19 protein-coding genes and 3 tRNA genes are annotated in these 24203 nt (G+C 65.5%); 10 read left to right on the plus strand and 12 right to left on the minus strand.

The genetic code is table 11. The annotated features are described in order from the left end of the window. Positions 1-66 precede the first annotated feature (66 nt). The 4 genes from HMPREF9058_RS03280 to HMPREF9058_RS03295 all read right to left on the minus strand — a co-directional run bounded on the left by HMPREF9058_RS03280 (position 67) and on the right by HMPREF9058_RS03295 (position 6046). A complete protein-coding gene (locus tag HMPREF9058_RS03280) occupies positions 67-1212 on the minus strand; it encodes a M48 family metallopeptidase (RefSeq protein WP_009406130.1) in 1146 nt (381 codons plus the stop codon). 515 nt (positions 1213-1727) lie between these two features. Then, on the minus strand, positions 1728-4118 hold the full coding sequence (locus HMPREF9058_RS03285; RefSeq protein ID WP_009406363.1) for an ATP-binding protein: 2391 nt from the start codon (positions 4116-4118) through the stop codon (positions 1728-1730). A 5-nt stretch (positions 4119-4123) separates the two neighbouring features. Continuing rightward, entirely contained in the window at positions 4124-4888 is a 765-nt protein-coding gene (locus HMPREF9058_RS03290; RefSeq protein ID WP_009747512.1) for a response regulator transcription factor, read from the minus strand. Between the two features lie 162 nt (positions 4889-5050). After that, positions 5051-6046 (minus strand): hypothetical protein, encoded by a 996-nt coding sequence (locus tag HMPREF9058_RS03295; RefSeq protein ID WP_009406203.1) that lies wholly within the window; start codon positions 6044-6046, stop codon positions 5051-5053. 523 nt (positions 6047-6569) lie between these two features. On the opposite strand from HMPREF9058_RS03295, the gene HMPREF9058_RS03300 reads away from it, so the two are divergent. The 7 genes from HMPREF9058_RS03300 (at position 6570) to HMPREF9058_RS03330 (ending at position 16044) form a co-directional block, all read left to right on the plus strand. After that, the gene (locus HMPREF9058_RS03300) at positions 6570-6869 is read left to right on the plus strand and encodes a hypothetical protein (protein WP_009233120.1); all 300 of its coding nucleotides are present in this window, start codon (positions 6570-6572) and stop codon (positions 6867-6869) included. A gap of 1140 nt (positions 6870-8009) precedes the next feature. Then, positions 8010-8882 (plus strand): MT-A70 family methyltransferase, encoded by an 873-nt coding sequence (locus HMPREF9058_RS03305; RefSeq protein ID WP_009747295.1) that lies wholly within the window; start codon positions 8010-8012, stop codon positions 8880-8882. A gap of 12 nt (positions 8883-8894) precedes the next feature. Further along, entirely contained in the window at positions 8895-9128 is a 234-nt protein-coding gene (locus tag HMPREF9058_RS03310; RefSeq protein WP_009405688.1) for a hypothetical protein, read from the plus strand. Positions 9129-9764: 636 nt separating this feature from the next. Further along, positions 9765-12062, plus strand: a complete 2298-nt coding sequence (locus HMPREF9058_RS03315) for a type IV secretory system conjugative DNA transfer family protein (RefSeq protein ID WP_175284666.1) — start codon at positions 9765-9767, stop codon at positions 12060-12062. A 663-nt stretch (positions 12063-12725) separates the two neighbouring features. Then, on the plus strand, positions 12726-13586 hold the full coding sequence (locus tag HMPREF9058_RS03320; protein ID WP_254654048.1) for a replication-relaxation family protein: 861 nt from the start codon (positions 12726-12728) through the stop codon (positions 13584-13586). A 315-nt stretch (positions 13587-13901) separates the two neighbouring features. Continuing rightward, positions 13902-14381: a recombinase family protein gene (locus tag HMPREF9058_RS03325; RefSeq protein ID WP_254654049.1), complete on the plus strand. Its 480-nt coding sequence runs from the start codon at positions 13902-13904 to the stop codon at positions 14379-14381. Further along, on the plus strand, positions 14374-16044 hold the full coding sequence (locus HMPREF9058_RS03330) for a recombinase family protein (protein ID WP_009747446.1): 1671 nt from the start codon (positions 14374-14376) through the stop codon (positions 16042-16044). The genes HMPREF9058_RS03325 and HMPREF9058_RS03330 overlap by 8 nt, the downstream gene beginning before the upstream one ends. A 19-nt stretch (positions 16045-16063) precedes the next feature. On the opposite strand, the gene HMPREF9058_RS03335 is transcribed toward HMPREF9058_RS03330, so the two are convergent. The 7 genes from HMPREF9058_RS03335 to HMPREF9058_RS03365 all read right to left on the minus strand — a co-directional run bounded on the left by HMPREF9058_RS03335 (position 16064) and on the right by HMPREF9058_RS03365 (position 20115). Next, positions 16064-17377, minus strand: coding sequence for an ISL3 family transposase (locus tag HMPREF9058_RS03335; protein ID WP_009405997.1), 1314 nt, complete (start codon positions 17375-17377; stop codon positions 16064-16066). A 547-nt stretch (positions 17378-17924) separates the two neighbouring features. Beyond that, a tRNA-Leu gene (locus HMPREF9058_RS03340) sits at positions 17925-18009 on the minus strand. A gap of 77 nt (positions 18010-18086) precedes the next feature. After that, positions 18087-18563 carry a thioredoxin-dependent thiol peroxidase gene (gene bcp, locus HMPREF9058_RS03345; protein WP_009747340.1) on the minus strand — a complete coding sequence of 159 codons (477 nt, stop codon included), beginning with the start codon at positions 18561-18563 and terminating at the stop codon, positions 18087-18089. 155 nt (positions 18564-18718) lie between these two features. Beyond that, positions 18719-18943: a hypothetical protein gene (locus HMPREF9058_RS03350; protein WP_009405589.1), complete on the minus strand. Its 225-nt coding sequence runs from the start codon at positions 18941-18943 to the stop codon at positions 18719-18721. A gap of 280 nt (positions 18944-19223) precedes the next feature. After that, a tRNA-Lys gene (locus tag HMPREF9058_RS03355) sits at positions 19224-19299 on the minus strand. A 49-nt stretch (positions 19300-19348) separates the two neighbouring features. After that, positions 19349-19421, minus strand: a tRNA-Lys gene (locus HMPREF9058_RS03360). A gap of 181 nt (positions 19422-19602) precedes the next feature. Then, positions 19603-20115 carry a hypothetical protein gene (locus HMPREF9058_RS03365; RefSeq protein WP_009406332.1) on the minus strand — a complete coding sequence of 171 codons (513 nt, stop codon included), beginning with the start codon at positions 20113-20115 and terminating at the stop codon, positions 19603-19605. 181 nt (positions 20116-20296) lie between these two features. Between HMPREF9058_RS03365 and HMPREF9058_RS03370 the strand changes: the two genes are divergently transcribed. Then, positions 20297-21217, plus strand: coding sequence for a RimK family alpha-L-glutamate ligase (locus HMPREF9058_RS03370; protein WP_004565259.1), 921 nt, complete (start codon positions 20297-20299; stop codon positions 21215-21217). A gap of 50 nt (positions 21218-21267) precedes the next feature. Next, positions 21268-21642, plus strand: coding sequence for a YccF domain-containing protein (locus HMPREF9058_RS03375; RefSeq protein ID WP_009406292.1), 375 nt, complete (start codon positions 21268-21270; stop codon positions 21640-21642). A 29-nt stretch (positions 21643-21671) separates the two neighbouring features. On the opposite strand, the gene HMPREF9058_RS03380 is transcribed toward HMPREF9058_RS03375, so the two are convergent. Further along, positions 21672-23012, minus strand: coding sequence for an amino acid permease (locus HMPREF9058_RS03380; RefSeq protein WP_009405596.1), 1341 nt, complete (start codon positions 23010-23012; stop codon positions 21672-21674). A gap of 190 nt (positions 23013-23202) precedes the next feature. Between HMPREF9058_RS03380 and mmuM the strand changes: the two genes are divergently transcribed. Further along, positions 23203-24180 carry a homocysteine S-methyltransferase gene (gene mmuM, locus HMPREF9058_RS03385; protein WP_043537607.1) on the plus strand — a complete coding sequence of 326 codons (978 nt, stop codon included), beginning with the start codon at positions 23203-23205 and terminating at the stop codon, positions 24178-24180. The last annotated feature ends 23 nt before the right edge of the window (positions 24181-24203 follow it).

Raw genomic sequence — 24203 nt, forward strand, 5'->3', positions numbered from 1 at the left:
ATCGTGTCGGCTACCTGGCTTTGCATTATTGATCCAATCGCCGAAATATTGCGGTACCCATGCCTGTCATGATTCTTCTGTCATGGCTTGTAGGGCAGCGCTCACTTTCTCGTGCTCGACGACAGATTGATCGTAAGCCTCCTTCATGCGTTTGTACTCGGCGTGGCGGACAAAATAGAATACAACCCAAGTGGTTGGCGCCGCAAAGAATATCAATGTCACGATGTGGGGGTATGAGATGAATGCGATGATGCCAAGAACGGCGATCCCGATTGCCTTGAGTGGGAAATCCGGGACCCGGTTCGGGTCGGCGGGCGGAACCTGCAGTAGCTCGATGCGCTTGATGTAGAGATCGATGAACGTGATGATGCGTTTCGTGAGGTGTTGCGGTACGCCAAGACTAGTGAACTTGTCTCGCATGTTGCGGAACCAGTTCTTCGACTTCTCGAGCTCATTCATGTCATAGCAGTGTTTCTCAATCGCTTCGCAGCAGTTCTGGCTGACGGCGAGGAGTGTGGCAGAGTCCATATCTGGGTCAGCCTTAAGGCCCTCAACGCAGATATCTATTGCTCTCGTGTATTGCTTCATCTCGACGTAGCACGCTGCCATGCGGAATGCGATATCAGGAACCATTTCGCGCGGCGCCTTGGTCAGGGCGCGCTGGAAGCACTCAATGCCTTTTTCGTATCTCTTTGTGAAGTAGAATGTGACGCCGCGTACTCGGTAGACATCCACGGTATCTTCACCGAGCTCATCAAGAACATAGGCCTCGTCTGCATAGTGTTTTGCTTCTCGCCAGTTTTCCTCCGCTAGCTCGATCCACGCAGAGATCACATGGGCGTTGGGGTCGTCGCCATGCTCGTTTCGTGCCTTGCGTGCGGCAATGCTGGCCGCTCCTGGGTCGTCAGCGAAGTAGTACGTCCAGGCGCGACCGATCCAGTCGATATCCTGCTCAGCCACTTCAGGCAGTGCTCGCAGAGAGCGGTCGTATGCATCGCGCGAGTCTTCGTTTGAGAACACGTTCGAGGCGTTCTCAATCATCTTGAGCTTTGCTCTCGCCTCTTCGCCGCGACTGCCGTTCAGTGACGCGCGTTGCCGCCACTGCATGCGGATCTTATTCAATTGCACCTGAATGTCAGGGGTGGCGTCGTCCTTGTCCAGGTTCAGTTCCTGGTAGTAATCGACCACGGCGACAGTCTGCTCATATGCCATCTCAAGGGTTCCTAACTCAACGATTCGGGATTCGGAGAGGAAAGCGAAGCGAGTGGTAGACGCATCGTTGCGCACAGGCGCTGGTGCTGCGTCTGATTTGTATTCGCTTGGCGGAACCGAGATTAGTGAGACCGTGGCGTAATCGACCAGTCTGAGTACTGAGACAGTGGCTTACGGCGCGGAATTAAGCCGGTTGTGGGATACATGAAAGTGAGCTGGTGTGTCCTGTGTGGAAGTCCCAGGCTGGGTGTCGTATCAACTGCAAGTTGTTAGACAAATGGTGGGAAGGCCTGGCGCAGTGCGGTCTCGTAAGTTTGATTCGTAGTCTTTATCGATCTGCTCGCAACGGTATGAGTCATGCATGTATGTGGGTGCTACGTGCGTGTTTGCTGGCTGCTGAGAGTTCGAGAACGCCTACAGCGTGTGCGTCGACTGGTGAGTCGTGGCTGAGCGGCGCTGAACGCCTCTGCTGCGCCTCGTGGGCTGTCTGGGTGCCTCAATCGCCGATGCCAACGTCAACTCGCGCGGCGAATCCGCTCCAGTGCGATCGCCCCCGCTGCGCTGTGGCATTGGATGGTGGCGGCGTACGGCGAGTGCTGCGGGCAGAGGCGAAGGACGACTGACTCGCCGTTCTTCGCGCGGTGCAGCATGCGGGTGGCGGTGTCGACCAGCGTGGTGGGGAGCGGTGGCGGTGTGATGGTGAGGTCTGTGTCCTGCAGGGAGTCGTCGAGCTGGATGACGTCGACACCTCGATCGCGCGCCTGCCGAACGGCAGCGACGAGAACAGGCTGGCTCGCCAGGCGCGGCACGCGAATGAGATCGCGCAGCTCGGCTTCGACCCGCCGGGCCAGTTGCACCAAGGCGTCGCTTGGGGTGTCGGTGAGTGAACGCAGTTGCTCAAGCACGGGGCGCGAACGCCGGCTGACGTCGGCCAGTAGGGTGGTTTCGGCTTCGAGGCGGGCTTGCCGGGCGGTGCGGAGCACCTGTGCCTGGTGGGCTTGGCGCTGCATGGCGGTGATGCGTGGCTCGATCGAGCGCACTAGAGCAATCACGGTGGCGACCGTCAGGATGTTGATGCACTGAAATCCGAACGAGCGAACGAATGGGGCTGCTGGTGCACCGATCATGACGACTGGCAGAAGGTGGGCGGCTCCCACGACTCCGAGGTTGACTAGTGCCAGTTTCAAGCGCCGCTGATGAAGCAGGAGCACGGTGAAGATGGCGCTATACCCTTGGGGCCATGACGCCAGCTCGAGTGTTGGTGTGAGGGGGCCCCAGGTGAGGAACGGAATTGTGCTCAGTGCTGAGGTGGAGAGTATGCACCAGCGCTGAAGTGCTCGCGCTAGGCCCCGTGGCGGCCAGGCCAAAGCAAGAAAGGAGCATGTGACGCCGACGGCGCTGGGGATGGAAACCAACACGTGGGCGGGTGTGCCGCTGCTGCGCATGACGTGGGCCCAGGCGGTGAGGACGATGCAGCCGAGCCCGATGCGGCCCCAGTGCCCGTGTACCGTGGCTGACAAGCCGTCACCGGTCAGTGGGAGGACGTCTGCGGAGTGAGCCTCCGGAGTGGCTTTCCTAAGCCCGAGCTGGACAGTGGTACCGCGCCCGACGTCCGACGACACGCTGGCGTGCCCGCCTGGTAAGTGGCGCATCCGTCCAATGATTGATTGGCGTAGCCCGAGGCGAAGTGGGCTTAAGCGGCTGGTGTCGAAGCCGACGCCGTCGTCGGCGATCGTGATGGTGAGGGTGCTAGCGGACTGTTGGGTGGATACCGTGCAGTGGATGTGGCGCTGCGGCTCGCCGCCGCTGCTGTGCGCTGCGACGTTTCGCAGTGCCTCTAGACTCGCGGCGAGAACTTCAACGAATTCGTCCTCAGACAGGCTGAGCTCTGCCTCAGTTACCTGCCCAGGATCGGCAGCAGAAGCGAACTGGTACTCAACCTGTGGGTGCGTGTGCTGCTGGCACCATGAGCGCAGTTGGTCGACGAGCTCGGTGGTGGTGTGGTGGTCGTCGCTGTGTGTTGGCTGCTTGAGGAGTTTGAGTGCATTGGCTGCGGCGGCGCGGAGTCGTTTTGCCGGCATCCCGCGTTCCGGAAAGGACGAGACGAGCGCGGCCAGGACATGATCGTGGACGAGGTTGCGGGCATGGCGGCTGCCGGCCAGCTGGGCGCTCAGCCGCGTGGCGAGGTCTTCCTCGTGGCTGTTGCGCTGGCTCTCAGTGTCAATATGCCTGGCGCATCCGATCAGCCAGTTGATCGGCAGGCAGTAGCAGCCCGCGAAGGTCGTGCTGTAGCCAGCGCGGGTCAGCGCTTCGAGTAGCCCCTCGCTTCCGGCATAGAGACGGACGATGAACTCGAGCAAGAACAGCACCGCCAGGCCAATCACCGCCGTCCGCCAGCTCGCCACCGCTGCAAGCAGTGCCGCAGCAATCACCATCCCAAAGGCTGGCAGCGGGTGGATGCCTGATGCCAGATGTGGCTGATCGGGATCGAGATTGTGCAGCGTCAGTATGGCGGCACATGCCCAGCCATGAAGCGCAAGATAAACCCATCCCCCCAGTCGTGCCCCAGCGGCAGCAGCCGACGCGCGGGACCTACGCTGGCGCGAAATAGTGAATGCCGCCAGTGGACACAGCACTGGCGGGATCAACAGGCCAAAGAGAAACGGGTAGCCAGCTGCCCAGCGATACCATCGGGGTGCCTCGGCAACTTGTTGAAACAGCGATGGCTCCTGATGGAACAGCTCGAAGAGCATCCCAAACAGGCTTGCCCCCATAATCAGGATGATCTGATACGCGTCCTGGTTGGTGCCATCGAGCAGTATCCGGTTGACCACGCCGGTTCGCTTCTGCTGGGAAGCACTGGCCGAGCCGGTGTCGGCGGTGAACGGAGCGGCGGAGGCTGCCATAGCGCTCAGAACGAGTGCTGGAGATCCAGCGTGGGCACAAGCCCCTCGGCCTGGGCCCGTACCAGAAGATCGACACGGCTACCAGCGGGGACGCCAGCGTCCATGAATTTGCGGCGGATGCGTGAGACGTAGGTGTTGACGGTGTGGATCGACAGGCTGAGCTGACGAGCGACGAAGCTCGCCTCCGCGCCGGTGGCGTAGAGCGATAGCACCTCTTGCTCGCTGGGCGTCAGAGCAGAAGTGACGAATGCGCTGTCTGCATCCAGAGCACTTGCCCAGTCCAGTGATGGCGTTAGCTCACCACGCAGCGCCGCCCAGATTGTGCTGATCAAAACATCCGGCGTCTCGGACTTGCGGACGACACCCAGAACACCGCCCTCACAGGCACGTCGGATCAGGTAGGGGTCATCGCCGCTGGTGTAAGCGATCACCGCTGCGCCTCGCGTGCGCAGGGTACGGGCGTTGTGTGAGGGGTCGGAGTTGTCCGGTAGGCGCAGGTCGAGCAGTACTACATCGGGCAAGCGATCCTTCGTCGCAGCCGTCTCTTCCAGCAGCTGGGCAACACTGGGATACCCGCCGCGAAAGTGAAGGCTGGCGGTCATCGCCAGCATGGTCGTCACACCCAGGGCGATGACATCGTGGTCATCGATCAGGGCAACGGTGCCGACTCGTGGCACCTCGCGGGCGGGTGCTTGCTGGGCGATGGGATTGGGATGATGCGGGGCGACTCCGGCGACCGAGCCGCCACCGTTGGCAGGTGGCTGTGTCATCTCTGCGTCCTCACGAACCGTCGGGGAAAGGAGCGTGGATCAGGCGATGTTGACGCTAGCAACCTGGTAGCGCGTATCACCATTGACGATTACCAGAGTTGACCAACCGGCAGTTAGCACAACCCTCCAACGGCGAGGCCCCACTTTTGGGCACATCGCTCCTTACCACTCCCACCCAAACCCGCCGAACAGCCCGCCATGGACGTCGCGCTGGGTGAGGGTGGCGCGCTGCTGGGCATCCAGGTGGGTACGGTTGTACTGGTTGGCTGCCTGTGGTCGGGCGAAGGGGCTTGCCCCGGTGAACTGCCAGATGCTGGCTGGCACCTCCCCAATGAAGCGCACCTGGATGGTGGCCAGCAGCGAGCGGGCGTGGAAGGCCCGGCTGGCCAGCGAGATCGGCGTGGTGGGTGCCTCGCCCGGCAGGGGCTCGGCTCGGAAGGCGAGGTCGTAGCGCGTCGCGTCCTGCATCGGCGTGCGCCTGCCGCTGGCCGGGTCGATGTGCCAGAAGTGGTCGTTCCACCCCGCGCCTTCGACGGGGCGGCTGTTGACGCTGAACTCCCCGCCCGGCTGCGCGGTGACGTGGGCCGGGTAGGAGCGGGAGATGGTGACGAAGTCCAGCTCGCCGGCCATGTTGGCCAGCCGGTAGTGCTCCACCGTGCCGCGCCACAGACGGTGCTCGACCACGATGAGGGTGGTGGTTTCCTCATAGACGATCCCGCCGTGCATCTCCGGCACATCCAGCACCAGCGGTGCCTGAGCGTAGCGCCCGGCCACCAGACGGCTGTGCAGCAGGCGCAGGCCGGCCTCCTCCCGGGACGCGATCGTCTCCATGCTGCACCCCAAGCGGGTCGCCATGGCTCGCCGCCGCTCCAGCAGGCTGCCACTCCCGGCCGTCTCAGGGCTGAGGGCGAAGGCTGCCAGCAGCACACCCACCAGCGGCTCATCCTGCTCACTCCCGCTCTCGCTCAGGCTGTGGATGGCTGAGACGAAGCGGTGGCGCAGCCGCTCGAAGGAGTCCTCCAAGCTGCCCCGGAGCACCTCATCGACGATCGGGGCGTGCACCAGCCGCGCCGCCGTAAACCCGCCGCGCTTGCGCAGCCACGCCAGCTCACGCAGCAAGGACGCCGCGTCATCGGCATCAAGACGAGCGCGGGACATGAGTAAGCCTCCTGGGGAAGTAGGAGCAAGGCGTAAGTGGCAGTCGGGTGAGCGGTGAAGCGCCCGCCAGGCGCGGCAACCGCACGGTGTGAGCTGGGGACGGGCCGCAAGCCAGCCTAGACCGAGCGGTCGGGACAAACCAGGAGATATTGCGGGGGAGCCGAAGAACTAGAGGCGAGGCGTCTGTGCCTGGCTTGGCCGACTGGCTCCTTGCCGCAGCTGCTGGCCTGCCGACCACGGTGAGGCTGGCTCGTAGCTGCTCGGGTCGGCGGTGGATGCCTGAGTGAGCCCGCTTTTCCAACTTTCTTCCAACTTTGACGGTGCTGCGGCGCGGCCTGCCTACCGTTCTAACCAACGCCACGAGCCCAGGGCTAGATCGGTAGAAAACGCTGGTCTAGCGCGGCAAGTGGCAGGTAGTACGGTCCGCTCCGCACAGAGCGGCAGCACGGGCCGTCGACGTGAGATGACCAGCTCGGCTGGTCGTCTTTCTCTTCCTTCTTCTCGTCTCGAAAGGACTCCTCTCATGGCTTCTACCAATCTCAGTCTCTTCTCACCCCAGCGCACCCGGATGGGGGTGGTGCTGGGTAATGGCCAGGCCCGGGTGACCAGGCGGGAGATCGAGCAGGTCGCCGCCCAGGCAGAAGTAGCTGCCCAGGCCGAGCAGGCCCGGGCTTTCCTGACCTCCCAGGTCCTGACCAATATCGCCACGCTGGTCACCCAGGCCGAGGCCCAGACCCGCATCGCCCCCGGCGGCGCTCAGTTCTACGAAGCGATCATCACGGGATACGCCCTGGGTGCCGGGCAGCGGATCGGGCAGCTGTAGTCCCAAGGACGGCGGCCAAGCACGCTCACTCTGTGCGTGGTGCTGATGCGTCTGGAAGCTCGTCAACGTGCTGGTGAGCATCCTGTCGCTCTTTCGTTCTCTTCTCTTCTTCTCTCATCTCTTCTCATCTTCGGAGGTTTCATCATGACGGTCATAGTCGGGATCCTGGCCCTCATCGGTCTGGCGGTAGTGGGCGCAATCGGCTGGGCGTTCGCCCACGGGGTGCGCGATGGACTGGCAGCGTGGTGGGAGGCACCGCCGGGTGGAATGAGCCAGCCGGTGCCCGTCGGCGCATCGCCGCTTTCGCTGTCCGCCGCGCTGCCGAGCAGCTACCAGGCCGGCCAGCTCGCCGGTGAGGTCGCAGCCAGCTGGCGCTCCGCACACCAGGCGGCCAGAGCAGCAGGAGCCGGTGTCCCGGCCAGCTCATCATGGGCAGCCGCCCTGGCCCTGGGCAGTGAGCTGAGCCAACAGCGCCAAGAAGCAGGCCGAGCCATGCAAGCAGCCATGGCTCAGGTGCTGCAGGACAACGAGCAGGCAGTGCGGGAGGCAGCAGCTGAGGCTGCCGGAGGAAGACGCGACACCAGCAATGGCGGGAATGGTGCCAGCAGCGGCGGCGGTGTCACTGATGAGAGCAGTGGTAACAGAGCTAGTAGTAGCGGTGCGCCTTCTGGCATGGTGCCGGATGGAGTGGACAGCGGCGACAGTGGTCAGTCGGCGGCTGGTACGGCTCCTCCCACCTGGCCGACTCAGTCGTCCTCGCGTCGTCCGCCGCGGCCGCGTCCCAGGCGGTGCACGCAGCAGCGACCGGCTCGGTCGGACGAGCGCCAGCCGTGAGCGTCTGGCTCCATTCCTCACCCACATGCTGCGTCATTCTCGCCCACTTGTTGCAAAAACTACAGCACCGACTTTCATAGCCACTAAGTGGCGCGTGTGTCCATTTTGTTTCCTGGGGTGGCACCACAGAAACGGCTCAAAAGCAGTGCGTGTCGCGTCGCTTGGCAATCTGAATTGGGAGGTCTTGCAACACGCGAGTGTTCGTGGAATGTATGGGATAAGGGCAACCGGCTGCCGACGTGCGAAAAGCTGGCAGTGGGATAGCCCGGAGCAAATAGCACGTATGAACAAAAAAGGAGGGACATCATGCAACAGACGAAACAGACAAGACGAGCGTGCGCTGGGGGAGCGGCGGTTCGGCGAGGTGAGGCGGCCAGACAGGCGGGCGCAGCGACGAAGCAGAACGCCAGCGTGACGGCACCCGGTGCTGGCTCAATGACGGAGGAACACCGTACTGACTGGCCTCGTGCTGGAGACCTGACGATTCGCAGTACCGATGTCTCAGCCGGTCGGAGCAGCTCCGAGGGCACTGACTCATCGCCCGCCATCCCTGGCCTGCCGCCTGGCGGTTTCGCCACCATCCTGGTCGATCCGCCTTGGCCGCTGCAGAGTGGTGAGAAGCACTACCGGACGATGAGCCTGGCACGGATCAAGGCGCTGCCGGTGGGAGCGTTGGCGGCCCGTGATGCCCACCTGTGGCTGTGGACGACCAACGCGCTCTTGCCGAAGGCGTATGAGGTGGCTGAGGCCTGGGGCTTTACGGTGCGCAGCCCACTGACCTGGGTGAAGTTCCGCCTTGGCCTGGGTGGCCGCTACCAGCTGCGTAACGCTACCGAGCAGCTGCTGTTCTGCACCCGAGGGAGAGCACCCTTGGGGTCGCGTTCCCAGCCGACCTGGTTCAACGCCCCCGTCACGGAGCATTCGCGCAAGCCGGCTGAGCAGTTTGCCATCATCGAGCGGGTCAGCCCTGGGCCGTACCTGGAGCTGTTTGCCCGCCGCCGGCCAGAGTCGAACCAGCCCTGGGCAGTGTGGGGCGACCAAGTAGCGAGCGACATCCGTATCCCCGGCTTTGCCGTGCCGCGCTACAGCGAATGTGTTGAGAAAGCGGAAGCGATGCCGCAGACCGACGATGCAGCTGGTGATGGCTGCGGCGGTAACGGCAAGGAGGTCCTGCGATGAGTCGGCCGTGGCATGACAAGTACCCAATTTGCAGTCTTCGAGGAGATGGTGATGATGAGCGATTCGAGGCGTTCTTTGCCCGGCAGCCTGCTGCGATGCGGCGTCGGCCTGCTCCTGATCGCGATGGGGCTGAGGTGGATCGTCGCCATCGTGCAAAGCAGCTGGCCCTGGCTCGTCGGGCTGCTCGCCGTGAGCGCCGCCGCCTGGCTGGCAGTGCGCTGGTGGCGCAGCCGACGGGAATGGTGAGGGAGCCGAGCACTCACGGTGGCCACCATCGGTCTAGCCAGCTTGAGCAGCGGCGAACTGATGCAGGCCATCAGGTGGAACGGGCTGAGCAGCGGCATCAGTCGCAATGGGGCGGTCGCAGCTCGAGTCCCGCGCTTGATGCTGGAACAGACAGCCGGGAGCGACGCACTCACTCCAATGGTGCAGGCCACCGAGAGAACGGTGGACGGCCTCACTCCCCAAGGAGGCACTCATGATGGCCCTGCATCCTGGTGGTCGCCCTGGTTCGTCGCGGCGGGTGCGGTTGGTGCCGGTGCGGCAGAGCGACTTGGATCACCGGGCGGTGGCGCGGATCGTGCTGGCTCTGGCGCGGCAGATGGCAGCGGATGAGGCTGCGGACTCGGCGGCGAATGACGCGGTGTCCTCAGGTGCTGAGAGCTGCTCGAGGAGCGAGCCTGGTACCAGCGATGTGTCGGCTACCGGGAGTGGTGATGCTGCGGTTCCGTGGGCTGGCGCTCATAGCGGGCAAAGTGCCCGCGGCGTCGCCTCGGTGGGGCGTTGCGCTGCGGAGCGGTTGCCATCCTGTCGTCATACCAGTGTTCACCACTCACCTCACGAGGCTGCCGCTGCTTCGTCTACCCCGGGAGGTGCTCCGTGATGGCCCGCCCCACTCGCCCCCTGGTGTGGCACCAACTGCAGTTTGCCCTGCCGCTCGCCCAGGACACAGCGGTCGGTTTGGTGGAGCGCATTCTGGCGGATGGTTCGCTTGGTCGGGTGGTGCTGGAGCTGCGGGCCTCGGGTGGTCAGGCGGTCTGGGCGGTGGGCTCGCGCGCGGGTGAGCGGTTGGTCTCGGTGGTGCGTGAGCTGGTGCCGGGGTGCCGGGTGTCTCGTGGGTTCTCGCGGCGGGCGGTAAGCCAGGCGGTGGTGGTGTCAGCCCGGCCGGTGGGAACGCTGCTGGCGACGGAGCGGTTGGCGGCGGTGGTGCGAGCGGTGTTGGCTGCAATGGCGGTGACGGTTGAGGGGGAGGAGCTGGTGGTTCAGCTGCAGCTGGGGCGGCGCTTTGCCCCGCAGGTACTGGGGCGGGTGGAGCCGCAGGGCTGGCTGGAGCTACTTGGCCTCGTACCGATTCCATCGGCTAGTGGTGAGCAGGGTCGGCGGATGCGGGCGCAGGTGGGGCGGCATCGGGCGGCGGGGTGTCTGCGCTTGGGGGTGCGGGCGGCCTCGCCGCTGCGCCAGCGGGTCCTGCTGCAGGGGCTGCTGGGGGCGCTGCGCCTATTAGAGGGGCCAGGGGTGCGGCTGCGCGCCCGCCAGGAGAACCCCTCCAAGCTTGATGGGGTGCGGCGGCCGTGGCGGGCGGGGTTGGAGCTTGGTGCAGGAGAGATTGTGGCGATGGCGGGATGGCCGGTGGGTGAGGGGGCGCTTCCTGCGACGCCGTCGGCTCATCCGCGGGTGCTGGCGCTGCCATCGGCGCGTGAGACGCAGCGGGCGTTTGCTTCGGGGGTGGCGGATCAGGTGGGTGAGCGGCTTGGTATCTCGATTGGTGATGCGCTCTATCACACGGTGCTGCTGGGGCCGACGGGGGCTGGTAAGTCCACCGCCTTGGCGCATCTGGCGTTGGCGGATATTCATGCTGGTCGGGGTGTGCTGCTGATTGATCCGAAGACGGATCTGGTGGCGGACATTCTGGCGCGGATTCCTGAGCAGCGACGGGGTGACGTGGTGGTGATCGACCCGACCAGTAGCCGCCCGGTGGGGATCAACCCGCTGGCCCGGACGCAGACGACGCGTGGTGCGTCGTCATCGGTGGGACGCGGCGTGCCAGGTGGTGGTGCGTCGCCGGAGCTGGTGGCGGATACGGTGCTGGCGACGTTGAAGGGGGTGTTCGCTGAATCCTGGGGTGTGCGGGTGGAGCAGGTGCTCTCTGCGGCGCTGGTGACGCTCGCGCGCACGCCCGGGGCGACGCTGGTCGATCTGCCCCTCGTGCTGACCAATCCGGCTTACCGTCAGCGGCTCATTGCGGCCTCGGGGGCGGATCCGCTGGGGACGGGGCAGTTCTGGGCGGCCTATGAGGCACTCAGTGAGGCGCAGCGTCAGCAGTGGGTTGGGCCGGTGCTGACGCGGTTGCAGCCTTTCCTGATCCGCCCGCATCTGCGGGCCACGCTAGGGCAGGCCGCGCCGTCGTTCGACCTGGGGGAGGTGTTCACGCGGCGGCGCATCGTGCTGGTCAGCCTCAACAAGGGAGTACTGGGGGCGGAGTCGGCGCGGCTGCTCGGGTCGCTGCTGGTAGGCCAGCTCTGGCCACTCATCCTGGCCCGAGCAGCGGTGGAGCCATCGCAGCGGCATGTGGTCAGTGTCTTCATTGATGAGGTACAGGACTACCTGTCACTGCCGGGCAGCCTGGCCGACGCCCTGGCCCAGGCCCGGTCACTGGGGGCGGCGTTTCACCTGGCGCATCAGTACCGGGGGCAGCTGCCCTCGGCGCTCAAGGCGGGGATCGATGCCAATGCGCGCAACAAGATCATCTTCTCCCTGAGCGCGGCGGACGCGGCCGAGCTGTCCCGTCAGGCGATTGACCTGGAGGCGGCTGACTTCCAGCTGCTGCCGCGCTTCGGCGTCTACGTGCGCACCATGCACCACGGGCGGGAGAACCCCTGGTGCCACGCCACCACCCTGCCACCAACCCCACCAACCCAGGACGCCCTGGCACTGCGCGCCGCCAGCCAGGCGCGCTACGGCCAGGACGCCGCGCAGGTTGAGGCCGCCTTGCTCGCGCGGCTTGGGCAGCACGGCGACGTGACTGGCGATGACGTAGCTCGGATGGCAACGGACGACGCGACGGGTGAGCTCGGGGGAGAAGCCACGAATGACGGCACTGGGCCAGCGAATGGCGTACCTGGCTCGACAGCTGGTGTGGTGTTCGGCCGCAGGCCTGGACGGGATGGAGGGACGGCATGACGGGCGGAGAGATCGAGCGTGTTCTCCTCAGCGCGTCGGCTGCGCTGATGGGCCATCCCTCGCGTGGGAGCGCTATCCCAGGAGCCACCGGCTGTCCGCGGGGAGGTCATCGCCTCAGTCATGAGCCTAGTTGCACGCGCTGCCTGGCCACCCTCCCTCCTCCGGAACGCTATAAGGGTCGACACTCCCCGAGTATCGACCGCTTGCGCTGGGCTGAAAACCGCTCATTACGATCGGTTTTCACACTCCTGCGGATTGAGGGACGGCCCGTCAGCGCTGCCGTCAAGAACAGTGCCGGCCCTCTCCCTCTGGAACTATTGCGGGCTGCGAAGTATCGCCCCTATCTGGCCCCTGCGCTTGTCTCCACCACTGGCTTGCCGAGACGCGTCGGGGGACGAATCGCTAGACGCATCGCTGCAGCGAGCAGGCGGGGCTATCGGCGTCGTGGTGCGGCTCAGGCGCGGTTACGGGAGGCGACTGATGGCCCCGTGTGGCCATCCCATCCACCACTGACAACGGCCCCGGCCTCACAGCAGCGACTCGATCAACCACATGACGATCAGACAGGAGGAAACAGCCATGAACACAGCGATATCGGAATACGCGAGCGTCGGGATAGGCACCGGTCTGGCAGTGCCGACAGCTACGACGACACCAACGACGATGAAGGGAGCAGCGACGACAGAAGCAGCGAAGTCTCAGCGCCAGGTTCCGGCCCGGATTGGCCGCGCTCAGCTGCAAGCGATCGCCGAGCGGCTCGATGACACCGATCGGGCACTGCTTGATCTGCTGGCGGCCCATCGCTATGCCACGACGCGCCAGCTGGCGCAGATCACTGAGCTGTCTGGGCAGTACGGTTCGGCCCGTTCGGCGCTGCGCCAGACCAGTCGGCGGCTGCGGCGTCAGCACGGGCTGGGGCTGGTTGCTCACCTAGCGCGGCGGATCGGTGGCACGCGGGCCGGCTCAGCCGGGTACGTCTGGTACCTGACAGCAGCGGGGCAGCGCCTGACGAGCGAGGGGCAAGGGCGTGGATCGCGGCGACGGTTTCAGGAGCCGTCGGCGCTGTTCCTCGCTCATACGCTGGCGATCACGCAGGCGCGGGTCGTCATCGAGCAGGCCATTCACGCCGTCGGTGGGCACCTGGCTCGGCTGCGTACTGAGCCGGCCTGCTGGCGCTCCTGGCTGCGGCTCGGTGGGGCGCTGGGCTGGCTCAAGCCGGATCTGGAAGCAATCACGGCGACGGATACGGGCGCAGAGGATCACTGGCTGCTCGAGGTCGACCTGGACACTGAGCATCCGGCGCGGCTGCTGGCCAAGTGTCACGACTACCAGGCCCACCTGGCCAGCGGTACCTTCCAGGCCCAGCACGGCTACTACCCGCAGGTGGTCTGGCTGCTGCCCAACCAGGCGCGAGCCGGCCGCCTGGCCGAGCAGATCGCCGCCGACCAGACGCTGACCCCGGGGCTGTTCAAGATCACCGCCGCCCCCGAGCAGCTCGCCGCCCTGATCCAGCGCGGCCCGTGACACGCTAAAAACACTCCACCCGCCCTGGCGTTCTCAGCGCGCTGCTTTCGCCACAAAGAGAACAGTGATGCAGAAAAGGATGCAGCATCGACAGAAAATGGCGCAACAGCGCGGAACAGCCGCTAGTGCAGGGTCGGTGAGATCGTTTCTCGGGGGAACATAAAACCGGACTGGACTTTTCCGTCCATCTGAGCGTCAATAGAAAGAGGAGAAACACAAACGAGTGAAATAGAACTATATGACGAGAGGAGGACACCGATGACAACACAAACAAAGATGAACGCACGAGATGAGCACCCGGCCGTACTTGACGCTGTGCCAGCCGCAACGCTGAACAGCCCAGCGGGTACCGGGGCGATCGCCATCTTCTACGGCGCCGCCCGCTACCCCTTCGAGCTGGCCCGGCAACGGGAGCTGGTGGAGGACTACGCCGACGCGGCTGGCCTCAACCTGGTCACCGAGTTCCACGACCGACAGCAGCGCCAGCACGGGCTGAAGATGCTGCTCGATGCCTGCCAGCGCGGTGGGGTGGAGTACGTCATCACGGCAGGCTGGCCCACCCCCAACCTCACCATCACCGAAGCAGACGCGGTCGTCGACCAGCTCGCAGCCAGCGGCACCCACCTGGTCTGCCTCAACAGCTGGCAGCCCGGCGACGGTGAGCCGCCCGCCTGGTGGAACGATGAAGAAGGCGCGTGGATGCGCCAGCTCGACGCACTCAGAGAGGAAGAGCGCCGACAGCGCGAGCAGACCAGTGAACACACCGAACCCACCAAGGAGGTGCACCATGCCTGACGCACTCGCCCCCGATCCCTTCACCGCCATGGCCGCCCAGCTCACTCCCAAACGGGCCGTCTCATACATCCGTGTCTCCACCCGTGAGCAGGCTCAGCGTGGCGGGTCGGAGGAAGGCTTCTCCCTGCCCGCTCAGCGGGAGGCCAACAAGCGCAAGGCCCAGTCGATGGGTGCCCTGGTCGTCAAGGAGTTCGCTGACCGGGGTGAGTCCGCCCGCTCCGCTAACCGGCCTGAGCTACAGAAGATGCTGGCCTACCTCAAGGAAGACGGTGGGATTGACTACGTCATCGTCCACAAGCTGGATCGCCTGGCACGGAACCGGGCGGACGATGTGGAGATCAACCGGGCATTCGAGGAGGCGGGTGTGCGGCTGGTGTCGACCAGCGAGAACATCGACCAGACGCCAGGTGGCATGCTGCTGCACGGCATTATGAGCAGCATCGCCGAGTTCTACAGCCGTAACTTGGCCAATGAGGTCATCAAGGGGATGGGAGAGAAGGCGAGGAACGGCGGGACACTTGGCAAAGCACCCTTGGGCTACGTCAACGTCCGCGCCAAAGACGAGCGCGGCCGCGAGATCCGCACCATCGCCCTGGATGAGGAGCGGGCACCACTGGTGCGGCTGGCGTTTACGGAGTATGCGACCGGTAACTGGACGGTGCGGCAACTGGCCGACCATCTCAACACCCTCGGACTCTCTATCCCGCCTACGCCGCGGCGCCCTGCCAAGCCCATCACGGCAACGCGCCTGCACGAGATCCTGCGCCACCCCTACTACAAGGGCATCGTCACCTTCCAGGGCGTGGAGTACCCCGGCAAGCACGAGCCGCTGGTAGACAGCCAGACCTGGCAGACCGTCCAGACCATCCTGGCCTCACGCCGCTACGGGGAGCGCCAGCGCATCCACAACCACTTCCTCAAGAGCACTGTCGTCTGTGGCCAGTGCGGGGCGCGTCTGTCCGTCCAAAACGCTAAGAACAGCAAGGGCACCATCTATCCCTACTTCGTCTGCGCCCGCCGCTGCCGCCTCCACGACTGCGCCTTCACCGCCGTCCTCATCGACGTCGTCGAAGACCGGATGGTAGACCTCTACCGAACCATCCAGCTCAGTACAGCAGACAGAACGCAGATCGAGCACTACCTCCACGACGAGCTAAGCCAGATCGAAGGAGACAAGGCCAAAGCAGTGCGCTCCCTGACCACCCGGCGCACCAACATTGAGGACAAGCGCCGCCGTCTGCTCCATGCCCACTACGAAGGAGCCATCCCCCTTGACCTCCTCAAAGAGGAACAAGCCAAGCTCACGAGCGAGCTGAACCATATCGAGCGCCAACTAACCGCCTACCAAGCCGACGCCACCGAAGTCCGCCAGCACCTCACCCAGGCCCTTGACCTCCTCGAAGATTGCCACCGCCTCTACACGGCCGCCCCACCGCACCTGAAGAAGCTGCTCAACCAAGTCTTCTTCGAGCGGGTCCTAGTGAACCCACTGGTCGATGAGGAGGGACGGGTCATCTTGCCAGGTGAAGGAACGAGCGATGCTGCCAATGCTGGCGGGCCAGTGGATAAGGATGCAGCAGGTAAGGAGACAGTCGGTGAGGGCAGCACCTCACTCTCGGCCGACCCTGACCATGACGGCTCTTCGTATTTGAGGGTGTTTTAGGCGGGGCTTATCGGCTGGTTTAGGTGGTTGCTGCCAGGTGGTCTTTGAGGCGTCCGGTGTGGATGAGGCTGCGGATGGTGTAGTGCGTGAGGTTGCGGAATCCCAGGGCGATGCCGCGTAGTTGCTCCAGGCGTCCGTTGATCGCTTCGGTGGGGCCGTTGGAGGTACGGGGGCGGTCGAAGTAGGCCAGGATGTCGGAGGCTCTTTCGGTCAGGGTTCTGGCCAGTGTCTGGATCTCCTCCAGCCCGTCGGGGACGGCCTGCCTCAAGGAGTCGATGAGCCGTTGCATCAGGTACTTTCCCAGGCCCGCCTCCTCGGTGCGGTAGGCCTGGATGAGGCGCTGGTAGACGCCCCAGGCGGCCTGGACCGCAGCGTGGCGCTCATCGGCGAAGAGGTTCTCCAGGCGCTCGGCCTGGGCATCGGTGAGCAGGCCGGCCCCGGTCAGCAGAGTGCGCCGGGCCCGGTAGAGCCGGTCACCCGCTCGGCCCCGCCGGCCCGTGATCGCCCGCTGGATCCGCCGGCGGCACTGGTCAAGCTTGCGGGCCGCCAGGGCCACGACGTGAAAGGGATCCATGACCGCCCGAGCCTGTGGGAGCTCCTCGCCGGCGGCGCTCTTGAACCCGGTGAAACCGTCCATGGCTACCACCTCGACCCGCCCACGCCATTCCTGGTCGCGCTGGGAGAGCCAGGTCTTGAGGACCTTCTTGGAACGACCCGGGACCACGTCCAGCAGACGCGCCGGACCACTGCGGTCGCGCACGGGAGTCAGGTCGATCATGACGGTGACATAGCGGTCGCCCCGCCTGGTGTGGCGCCACACATGCTCATCAACTCCGAGAGCCTCCACCCCCTTGAAGCGGTCTGGCGCCTCGTTGAGGATCTGCTCGGCTCGGGTCAGGATTGCGTTGTTGGCGGTGTGCCAGGAGATCCCCAGAGCGGCTGCCACCCGGGAGACCGACATGCACTCCAGGGCAAGGGACCGCAGCCCCCACTCCACCGCCGAGCGCGTCAGCCGCGCCCTGGGCTCAGCCAGGCCGCTCGTGTCCTGTCTCCACACTCGACGGCAGTGGGTGCAGGCGAAGCGCCGCACGCGCACCACCAGCTGCGTGGGCCTCCACCCCACCGGCACGTGGGCCAGGCGTCGGGCCACCGTCCCACGGGATACTCCCTGAGCGCCGCAGGCTCTGCAGAAGGGGTCCTCGAACCCGATCGGCATGCGGCACTCCACAATGGCTCTCGTCGAGGTCAGGAGCTGACCCACCGCGGTCAGTCCCAGGGCATCCAGGCCCAGGAAGGTCGTCAGATCAGGGCAGGCGAAGGTAGTCTCAGGCACGTCGAGGTCTCTCGTGACGGTTGTGTAGCAGCTCCCATCATCGGGAGACCTCGACCTCTACCCAAGCAACGACGCACCCACCCCACCTATGCACTTCAATAGGCTCCAGCTACCACACCCTCAAACGCGAAGAGCCACCATGACCAAGCAGGCAGGCGCAATACGAGTGCACACGATGAGCAGCACAGCGCCGGAGAAAAAGAAAGAATGAGCGATGCCAGTGGGGGAGGAGCTACCGATGCTGACACACCAGCCCCGGTTCCTCACTCCATCCACCTCGCTGACACGGGCTCCGGCACACGACTCAGCGCCCTGCTCACCCCTCCCTTCGACCAACTGGCCAGCCCCAGCCTGCACACTGCCGCCCATGCGCACTATCTGCAGCACGTGGCTCAGCCTGGCAACTCGACTACGCCGCCCACCGCTGGCGACGAGCCCACGAGCCCCACAACACGAACAACGCCCACCCTGGTGGGTGAGCGTTGTTCATCATCTGAGACCACATCCCAGACGTTTTTGACTGGGGTGGGTTCGGGTAAGAGCTTGCTGGTACGCGAGAAGGGACTCGAACCCTCACGCCCGAAGGCACCAGGACCTAAACCTGGGGCGTCTACCAATTCCGCCACTCGCGCTGTGCGGCGCCTACTCTACCGATCCAAGTCCCGGATAGCAGAATGCGGCGACCGCTGCTGTGCTCATATCAGTCCACTCAGTCCACGCCCAGTGCGGCGCGCAGCCGCTTGACGTGACCGGTAGCTCGCACGTTGTACTGGGCCAGCGCCACGGTCCCGTCGGGGGCCACCACCACGGTTGAGCGGATGACGCCGGTGTAGACCCTGCCGTAGTTCTTCTTCTCGCCCCACACGCCCCAGGCCTCCATAACGGCGTGGTCGGCGTCCGACAGCAGGGGGAAGGGCAGGTCGTGGCGGTCGGAGAACTTGGCCTGCGCGCTTTCCGAGTCGGGGGAGATGCCGACGACGGCATAGCCGGCCGCCTCGAGTGCTTCCAAGGAGTCCCTGAAGTCGCACGCCTCCTTGGTGCATCCCGGAGTGCAGGCCTTGGGGTAGAAGTAGACGATGACGCCCTTGTCCGTGCTGGCGCAAAGGTCGCCAAGGGTTACGGTACGGCCGTTCTGGTCGGGCAGGGCGAACTCCGGGGCTCGGTCACCGGCGGCGAGCTGGGTCATGGGTCCTCCTCGGGCTCCTGGACAGATGCGCTCATCCTCGCATCGCCTCCGGTACCTGTGGCAGTGGATTCGAGGACTTACTTTCGTGATCTGGCAAACGTTCAGGACGTCAGTCGCCCGGGACCCCTGACCCAGGTCCGGGTGGCGCCTGCCGGTCAGGCGGCCTGAGCGAGCGTTCGCTCCGAGGCCCGCTGCGCCGCCTCCAGGCGCTCCAGCGCCCGCTCCAGTCGGGAGGGGGAGGCGGTTGCCCCCAGCGAGTCGAGCTCCGCGCGGGCGGCGAAGAGCTCCCTGATGGCGGCCTCGTCGGCCAGGGCGTCAGTGGCTGCCGGACCGGTGGCCGGAGTCGTCATGGTGGTCATGGTGTGGATGTTGCGTGTCATACGTATCTCCTCATCTTCCTTCAACGTCGTCGGCCCGAAGGGGCCTGGGGTCGCAGCACGTGCCGAAGCAGGGACGTACCTGCCGAGCCGGCGTGCGCGGGTCAAGACTCCTGGCGCAGCGGCCGGTTGCGCCGCTGCAGACAGTGCTCACGAGGGCGTGGGAACCGTTGAAACGGTGGCATCCTGAGAGTTTCTCAGTGCGGAGGCGATTGTCTTCGACCGCCGTCATGCGCCTCTGCTGTGCCTTCGGGATCATCCCGGGCGAAGCGCGTGCCCTTCGTGGTACACCGCCAGGGACTTGAACCCTGAACCCGCTGATTAAGAGTCAGCTGCTCTGCCAATTGAGCTAGCGGTGCTCGGTCAGTTTGTGACCAACTCTTCCGGGCCCGAGGGCTGGAAGACTCGTACACCGCCAGGGACTTGAACCCTGAACCCGCTGATTAAGAGTCAGCTGCTCTGCCAATTGAGCTAGCGGTGCTTTCACCACAGCGATGTCATTTGATGTGGCTCGCTGGGCGACGGAGGAATACTTTACGGATGGAGGAGGGCTTCGTCCAGTCGGGATCCATGAAACCTGGCGATTGTGCGGCAAGTCTCAAGGGTGCGGTGGGGTGGGTGGGTAGACGCAGTTGCCACTGCGCGCTGCCCAGTGTCCCTGTTCAGTGCGACGAACGGCCCTCGCGGCCTTGCCTGCGACGGCGCACGTCGGCGGCACGGGCGCGGTCGCGTTTCGACATCGCACCGGTCGAGGAGGACCCCCTCGACGGCGCTGCCTTCGATGCGCCAGTGCCAGTCCGCCCGCTGCGGCGATGGCCGCTCCGCCCGGCCGAAGTGCGCTTGGCGTCGTCGTCCTGCTCGATGCGGCCGGTGCGAGACCACTGGTGGTACTGCTTCAGCGTGGCCGCCTGCTCCTCGGTGAGACGGTGCCACAGGGGCAGGTCGAGCTTCTTGCGGTCGCGCACCCGGGTGCCGAGGGTCCAGCCCGCCAACATGACCAGTGCGACCACCATGCCGCCCCACATGCTGCTGCGGCCAGCGCGGGCGCCAGTGAGTATCGAGACGGTTCCTCCGAGCAGGCCCGCGGCAAGAATGGTCACGACGACGATGGCGGCCATGGATGCCCAGTAGCGCTGCGCGGCGGTGATGCGCGGCTTGCGGGATTGAGAAGTCACCTCGGCATTGTGACACCCTCGCACGCGCGGGCTGAGCAGCGTGCGGGTGTCGAAAGGTTGCGGAACGGAGACCAGCTGGTCGCCCCAACCGGTAGGTAGACATGTGTGCTGGTGCGGGCGCGGTTCAGTGTCACATGTCGGTGGCTCTCGCCGCGGTGCTGCGCGCGGTAGCGTGGGCCGCATGAGCGACCCGATCGTGACGCTGGCGACCTGCGCCGACTTCCCTCACCTTGATGACGATGACCGTGGCCTGCCGGATGCCCTGCGTGCGCGTGGCATCGAGCCGCGGGTTGCCGTATGGGACGACCCCGACGTCGACTGGAGCCAGTCCGGCACAGTCGTGCTGCGCAGCGTGCGCGACTACGCCACCAAGGGCAACTACTCCCGGTTCCTCCAGTGGGCCCGGTCAGTGCCCAGGCTCGCCAACCACCCCGACGTCGTCACCTGGAACTCGGACAAGCACTACCTCACCCGGCTCAGCGAGTGGGGGGTCCCCATGATCCCGACGATGTGGCTGGAGCCCGAGGCCGGATACTCCAAGCACCAGGTTCACACCCGCTTCCCGGCCCATGGCGACTTCGTCGTCAAGCCGGCCGTCTCCTCGGGTGGGCGCGGCACTGGGCGATACACCGCCACCGACGCCGCCTCCCGGTCCGCCGCGATCAATGACGCCATGCACCACCTGCGCCGCGGGCGCACCGTCATGGTCCAGCGCTACCTCGAGGAGGTCGACCGTAAGGGCGAGGTCTCCTTGGTCTACTTCAACGGCGTGCTGTCCCACGCGGTGGAGAAGGCCCCGATGCTCCACCCCTCCTTCAAGTCCACCGACGAGATCCACGAGGAGATCGTCACGGCGCGCGAGCCCAGTGAGCAGGAGTGGCTCTGGGGTGAGCGGGTGCGCAAGGCCATCCACACGCTGATTAAGGAGGTCTCCGGTCGCGACATCCAGCTCCTGTTCAACCGTGTCGACGTCGTCGGGGACGGTCAGGGCGGTTTCTACCTCATGGAGGTCTCGCTGATCGACGCGGGCCTCTACCTCGGCGCGGCACCGGAGGCACTGGACAACTTCGCCGACGCCATCGCTCAGCGCATCTTCTGGTGACCGTACGGGCACGGGGCTCTCGAGGCGCCCGGGTGTGGTAGATAGGTGCCATGCGCACGCTGCTCAACATCATCTGGGTCGTCTTCGGCGGGTTCTGGCTCTTCCTCAGCTACCTCTTCTTCGGACTGATCGCCTGCCTGCTCATCGTCACGATTCCAGCGGGTGTCGCCTCCTTCCGTATCGCCGCCTACGTCCTGTGGCCCTTCGGGCGTGAGGTGGTTCCGGCCCCCGGGGCCGGCGCCATGAGCGGGATCAGCAACATCATCTGGTTCCTCGTCGCCGGGCTCTGGCTGGCCATCGGCCACCTCACCACCGCCGCCGCGCAGGCCATCACCATCATCGGGATCCCGCTGGCCGTGGCCAACATCAAGCTCATCCCCGTCACCTGCTTCCCCTTCGGTAAGCAGATCATCGAGACCCGCTAAGGCCCCTCGGGTGCCGGACCGCCAGCGGCTCACAGACTGACGCGGCGGTTGACTCCCCAGTAGCCCACGTAGCAGACCACGAGGAAGACGGCGGTGATCGCCAGGCCGGCGCGCTGCTCGGGGTCGAAGACGATGAGCAGGCACGAGGCCATAGACAGCCCCAGCGCCGCGATCGAGACCCACGGATACCCGGGAGCCCGGTAGGCCAGGTCCTCAAGGCTGCGGCCCTCAGCGAGCCAGCGCCGTCGGAAGGACAGGTGGCACGCGGCAATCACCACCCAGACCAGGACGACGGCGAGACCGGAGACTGACACAAGGACCAGATAGACCGTGGAGGCCGCATAGGTCGAGGTCAGCAGCGAGGCCAGCCCGCCGACCATGGACAGGCCCATCGCCAGGGCGGGCACCCCGAAGCGATTAGTGCGCGCCAGGACCTTGGGCAGAGTGCCCTCGTTGGCCAGCGACCACAGCATGCGGGTCGAGGCGTAGAGCCCCGAGTTCGCCGCCGACAGGATCGCGGCCAGAATGACGATGTTCATGAGGACCCCGGCGTATGGCACGCCGATTCTGGACAGGACCGTCACGAAGGGACTCTCCTCGACTCCGGCCCTCTCCCACGGGATCAGCGCTGCGATGACGATGATTGAGCCGATGAAGAAGATGGCCAGGCGGGCCAGGGTCGCCCGGATCGCGCGCGGAACAGTGGTGCCCGGATCCTCGACCTCCCCGGCGGTGATGCCGATGAGCTCGGTGCCGGAGAAAGCGAAGTTGACGGCCAGGATCGTGGTGAACACCGAGCCGAAGCCGTTGGGGAAGAGACCGTCCCGGTACAGATTCGTCAGCCCCAGGAACGAGCGGTGCCCCTCGTAGGGCAGGAGCCCGACGATTGCGGCCGTGCCCAGAGCGATGAACACGATGATGGCCACCACCTTGATCCCGGACAGCACAGTCTCCGCCTCGGCGAAGACCCGGACCGAGACCATGTTGAGCACAAGGACCAGGACGATGAAGGCGGCCGCCCACACCCATACCGGAACGCCCGGGAACCACCCGTACATGATGATCGCCGCGCCGGTGAACTCACTTCCCAGGGCGACCGTCCACGTGAGCCAGTACAGGACGGCAGTGACGAAACCCGTGGCCGGCCCCAGGTACTGGCGGGCGTAGACATGGAAGGCGCCGGTGAAGGGCATCGCAACGCTCAGCTCTCCCAGGCACAGCATGACCAGGTAGACGATGACGGCACCGATGGAGTAGGCCAGCACGGTCCCCAAGGGGCCGGCCTGGTGGATCGTGTTGCCGGTCGAGAGAAACAGTCCCGTGCCGATGACTCCGCCAAAGCTAATCATCATGAGATGACGGCGGTTCATGCGGCGTTCCAGCGCGGTGACATGCCCCCGGCTGTCATGGTCTCCCCGACCTTCGGGGCCGTCGTGGTGGGGTCGAGGGGGAGGGGCGGGTGACGTATCCGATGCGGCGGCGGGCTCGCGGTGATGTGCAACCGGGTCCATGCCTGAGACGCTACCGGTGCCGTCTCGAGCCATTCGATACCGTGTCGCAATGCGAACGCTCTCGGAATCCGCCACGTCCTTCGGGCGAGAGCCGGTCCGGTTGTCTGATCTGCTGGACCGAGGTCCGGTCGTCCTCGACGGGGCGATGGGGACCGAGCTCGACGCCCGCGGGATCGACACCCGCAACGCGCTGTGGTCGGCGCGCGCGCTCACCACGGCGCCCGACGTCGTGCGCGAGGTGCACTCCGACTACCTGGATGCGGGGGCTCGCGTCATCACGACCAACACCTACCAGGCCACGCTCCCGGCGCTGATCCACTCCGGGGAGGATGCCGCCGGAGCAAGGCGGGTCATCGCAGCCGGCGCCCGCCTGGCCAAGGGAGCGGCCCGCCAGTTCAGCAAGGAGCACCCCGAGGAGCCGGTACTCGTCGCCGGAGGGCTCGGGCCGTATGGGGCCTATCTGGCTGATGGCAGTGAGTACACCGGCACCTACGGCATCGACATCCTTGAGGACCCCGGTTTCCAGGAGGTTCACCTGCCTCGTATCGAGGTGATGGTGGGGGAGGGGCTCGACCTGTTCGCCCTGGAGACGCTTCCGCGACTGGATGAGGCGCGGGCGCTCGCCTCCATGGTCACGGACCTCGCCCCTCAGGCCCAGTGCTGGGTCTCCTTTCAGGTGCGCCCCGACGGCTCCACGCTTGCGGACGGTACGCCGCTGGCCGAGGCGGCGGCCTGGGCTGAGCAGGAGGAGATCGTCGTCGCGGTCGGCATCAACTGCGTGGCCCCGGGCGTCGTCGCCCGCGCGCTGCCGGTACTGCGTGCGGCGACCGGCAAGCCGCTGGTGGCCTACCCCAATGTGGGCGATCTCTACGACCCGGCGACCAAGACCTGGCAGTCCACAGGTGACGGGGCTGGAATCCCGGAGCTGGCGCCCTCATGGATCGCCGAAGGGGTTCGGCTCGTCGGCGGCTGCTGCCGCACCCGGCCGGCCCAGATCCGCCAGCTCGCCCGCGCGGTCTGCCCGTAACCGAGAGTCCTTCGACCTCGCCG

It is taken from the genome of Actinomyces sp. oral taxon 175 str. F0384, from assembly GCF_000223355.1.
In the GTDB taxonomy this organism is placed as follows: Bacteria; Actinomycetota; Actinomycetes; order Actinomycetales; family Actinomycetaceae; genus Actinomyces; species Actinomyces oris.

Coding starts and splice junctions, on each gene's coding strand:
- HMPREF9058_RS03280 (WP_009406130.1), bottom strand. CDS start 1,212: ATGGCATATGAGCAGACTGTCGCCGTGGTCGATTACTACCAGGAACTG.
- HMPREF9058_RS03285 (WP_009406363.1), bottom strand. CDS start 4,118: ATGGCAGCCTCCGCCGCTCCGTTCACCGCCGACACCGGCTCGGCCAGT.
- HMPREF9058_RS03290 (WP_009747512.1), bottom strand. CDS start 4,888: ATGACACAGCCACCTGCCAACGGTGGCGGCTCGGTCGCCGGAGTCGCC.
- HMPREF9058_RS03295 (WP_009406203.1), bottom strand. CDS start 6,046: ATGTCCCGCGCTCGTCTTGATGCCGATGACGCGGCGTCCTTGCTGCGT.
- HMPREF9058_RS03300 (WP_009233120.1), top strand. CDS start 6,570: ATGGCTTCTACCAATCTCAGTCTCTTCTCACCCCAGCGCACCCGGATG.
- HMPREF9058_RS03305 (WP_009747295.1), top strand. CDS start 8,010: ATGCAACAGACGAAACAGACAAGACGAGCGTGCGCTGGGGGAGCGGCG.
- HMPREF9058_RS03310 (WP_009405688.1), top strand. CDS start 8,895: ATGACAAGTACCCAATTTGCAGTCTTCGAGGAGATGGTGATGATGAGC.
- HMPREF9058_RS03315 (WP_175284666.1), top strand. CDS start 9,765: ATGGCCCGCCCCACTCGCCCCCTGGTGTGGCACCAACTGCAGTTTGCC.
- HMPREF9058_RS03320 (WP_254654048.1), top strand. CDS start 12,726: ATGAAGGGAGCAGCGACGACAGAAGCAGCGAAGTCTCAGCGCCAGGTT.
- HMPREF9058_RS03330 (WP_009747446.1), top strand. CDS start 14,374: ATGCCTGACGCACTCGCCCCCGATCCCTTCACCGCCATGGCCGCCCAG.
- bcp (WP_009747340.1), bottom strand. CDS start 18,563: ATGACCCAGCTCGCCGCCGGTGACCGAGCCCCGGAGTTCGCCCTGCCC.
- HMPREF9058_RS03350 (WP_009405589.1), bottom strand. CDS start 18,943: ATGACACGCAACATCCACACCATGACCACCATGACGACTCCGGCCACC.
- HMPREF9058_RS03370 (WP_004565259.1), top strand. CDS start 20,297: ATGAGCGACCCGATCGTGACGCTGGCGACCTGCGCCGACTTCCCTCAC.
- HMPREF9058_RS03375 (WP_009406292.1), top strand. CDS start 21,268: ATGCGCACGCTGCTCAACATCATCTGGGTCGTCTTCGGCGGGTTCTGG.
- HMPREF9058_RS03380 (WP_009405596.1), bottom strand. CDS start 23,012: ATGAACCGCCGTCATCTCATGATGATTAGCTTTGGCGGAGTCATCGGC.
- mmuM (WP_043537607.1), top strand. CDS start 23,203: ATGCGAACGCTCTCGGAATCCGCCACGTCCTTCGGGCGAGAGCCGGTC.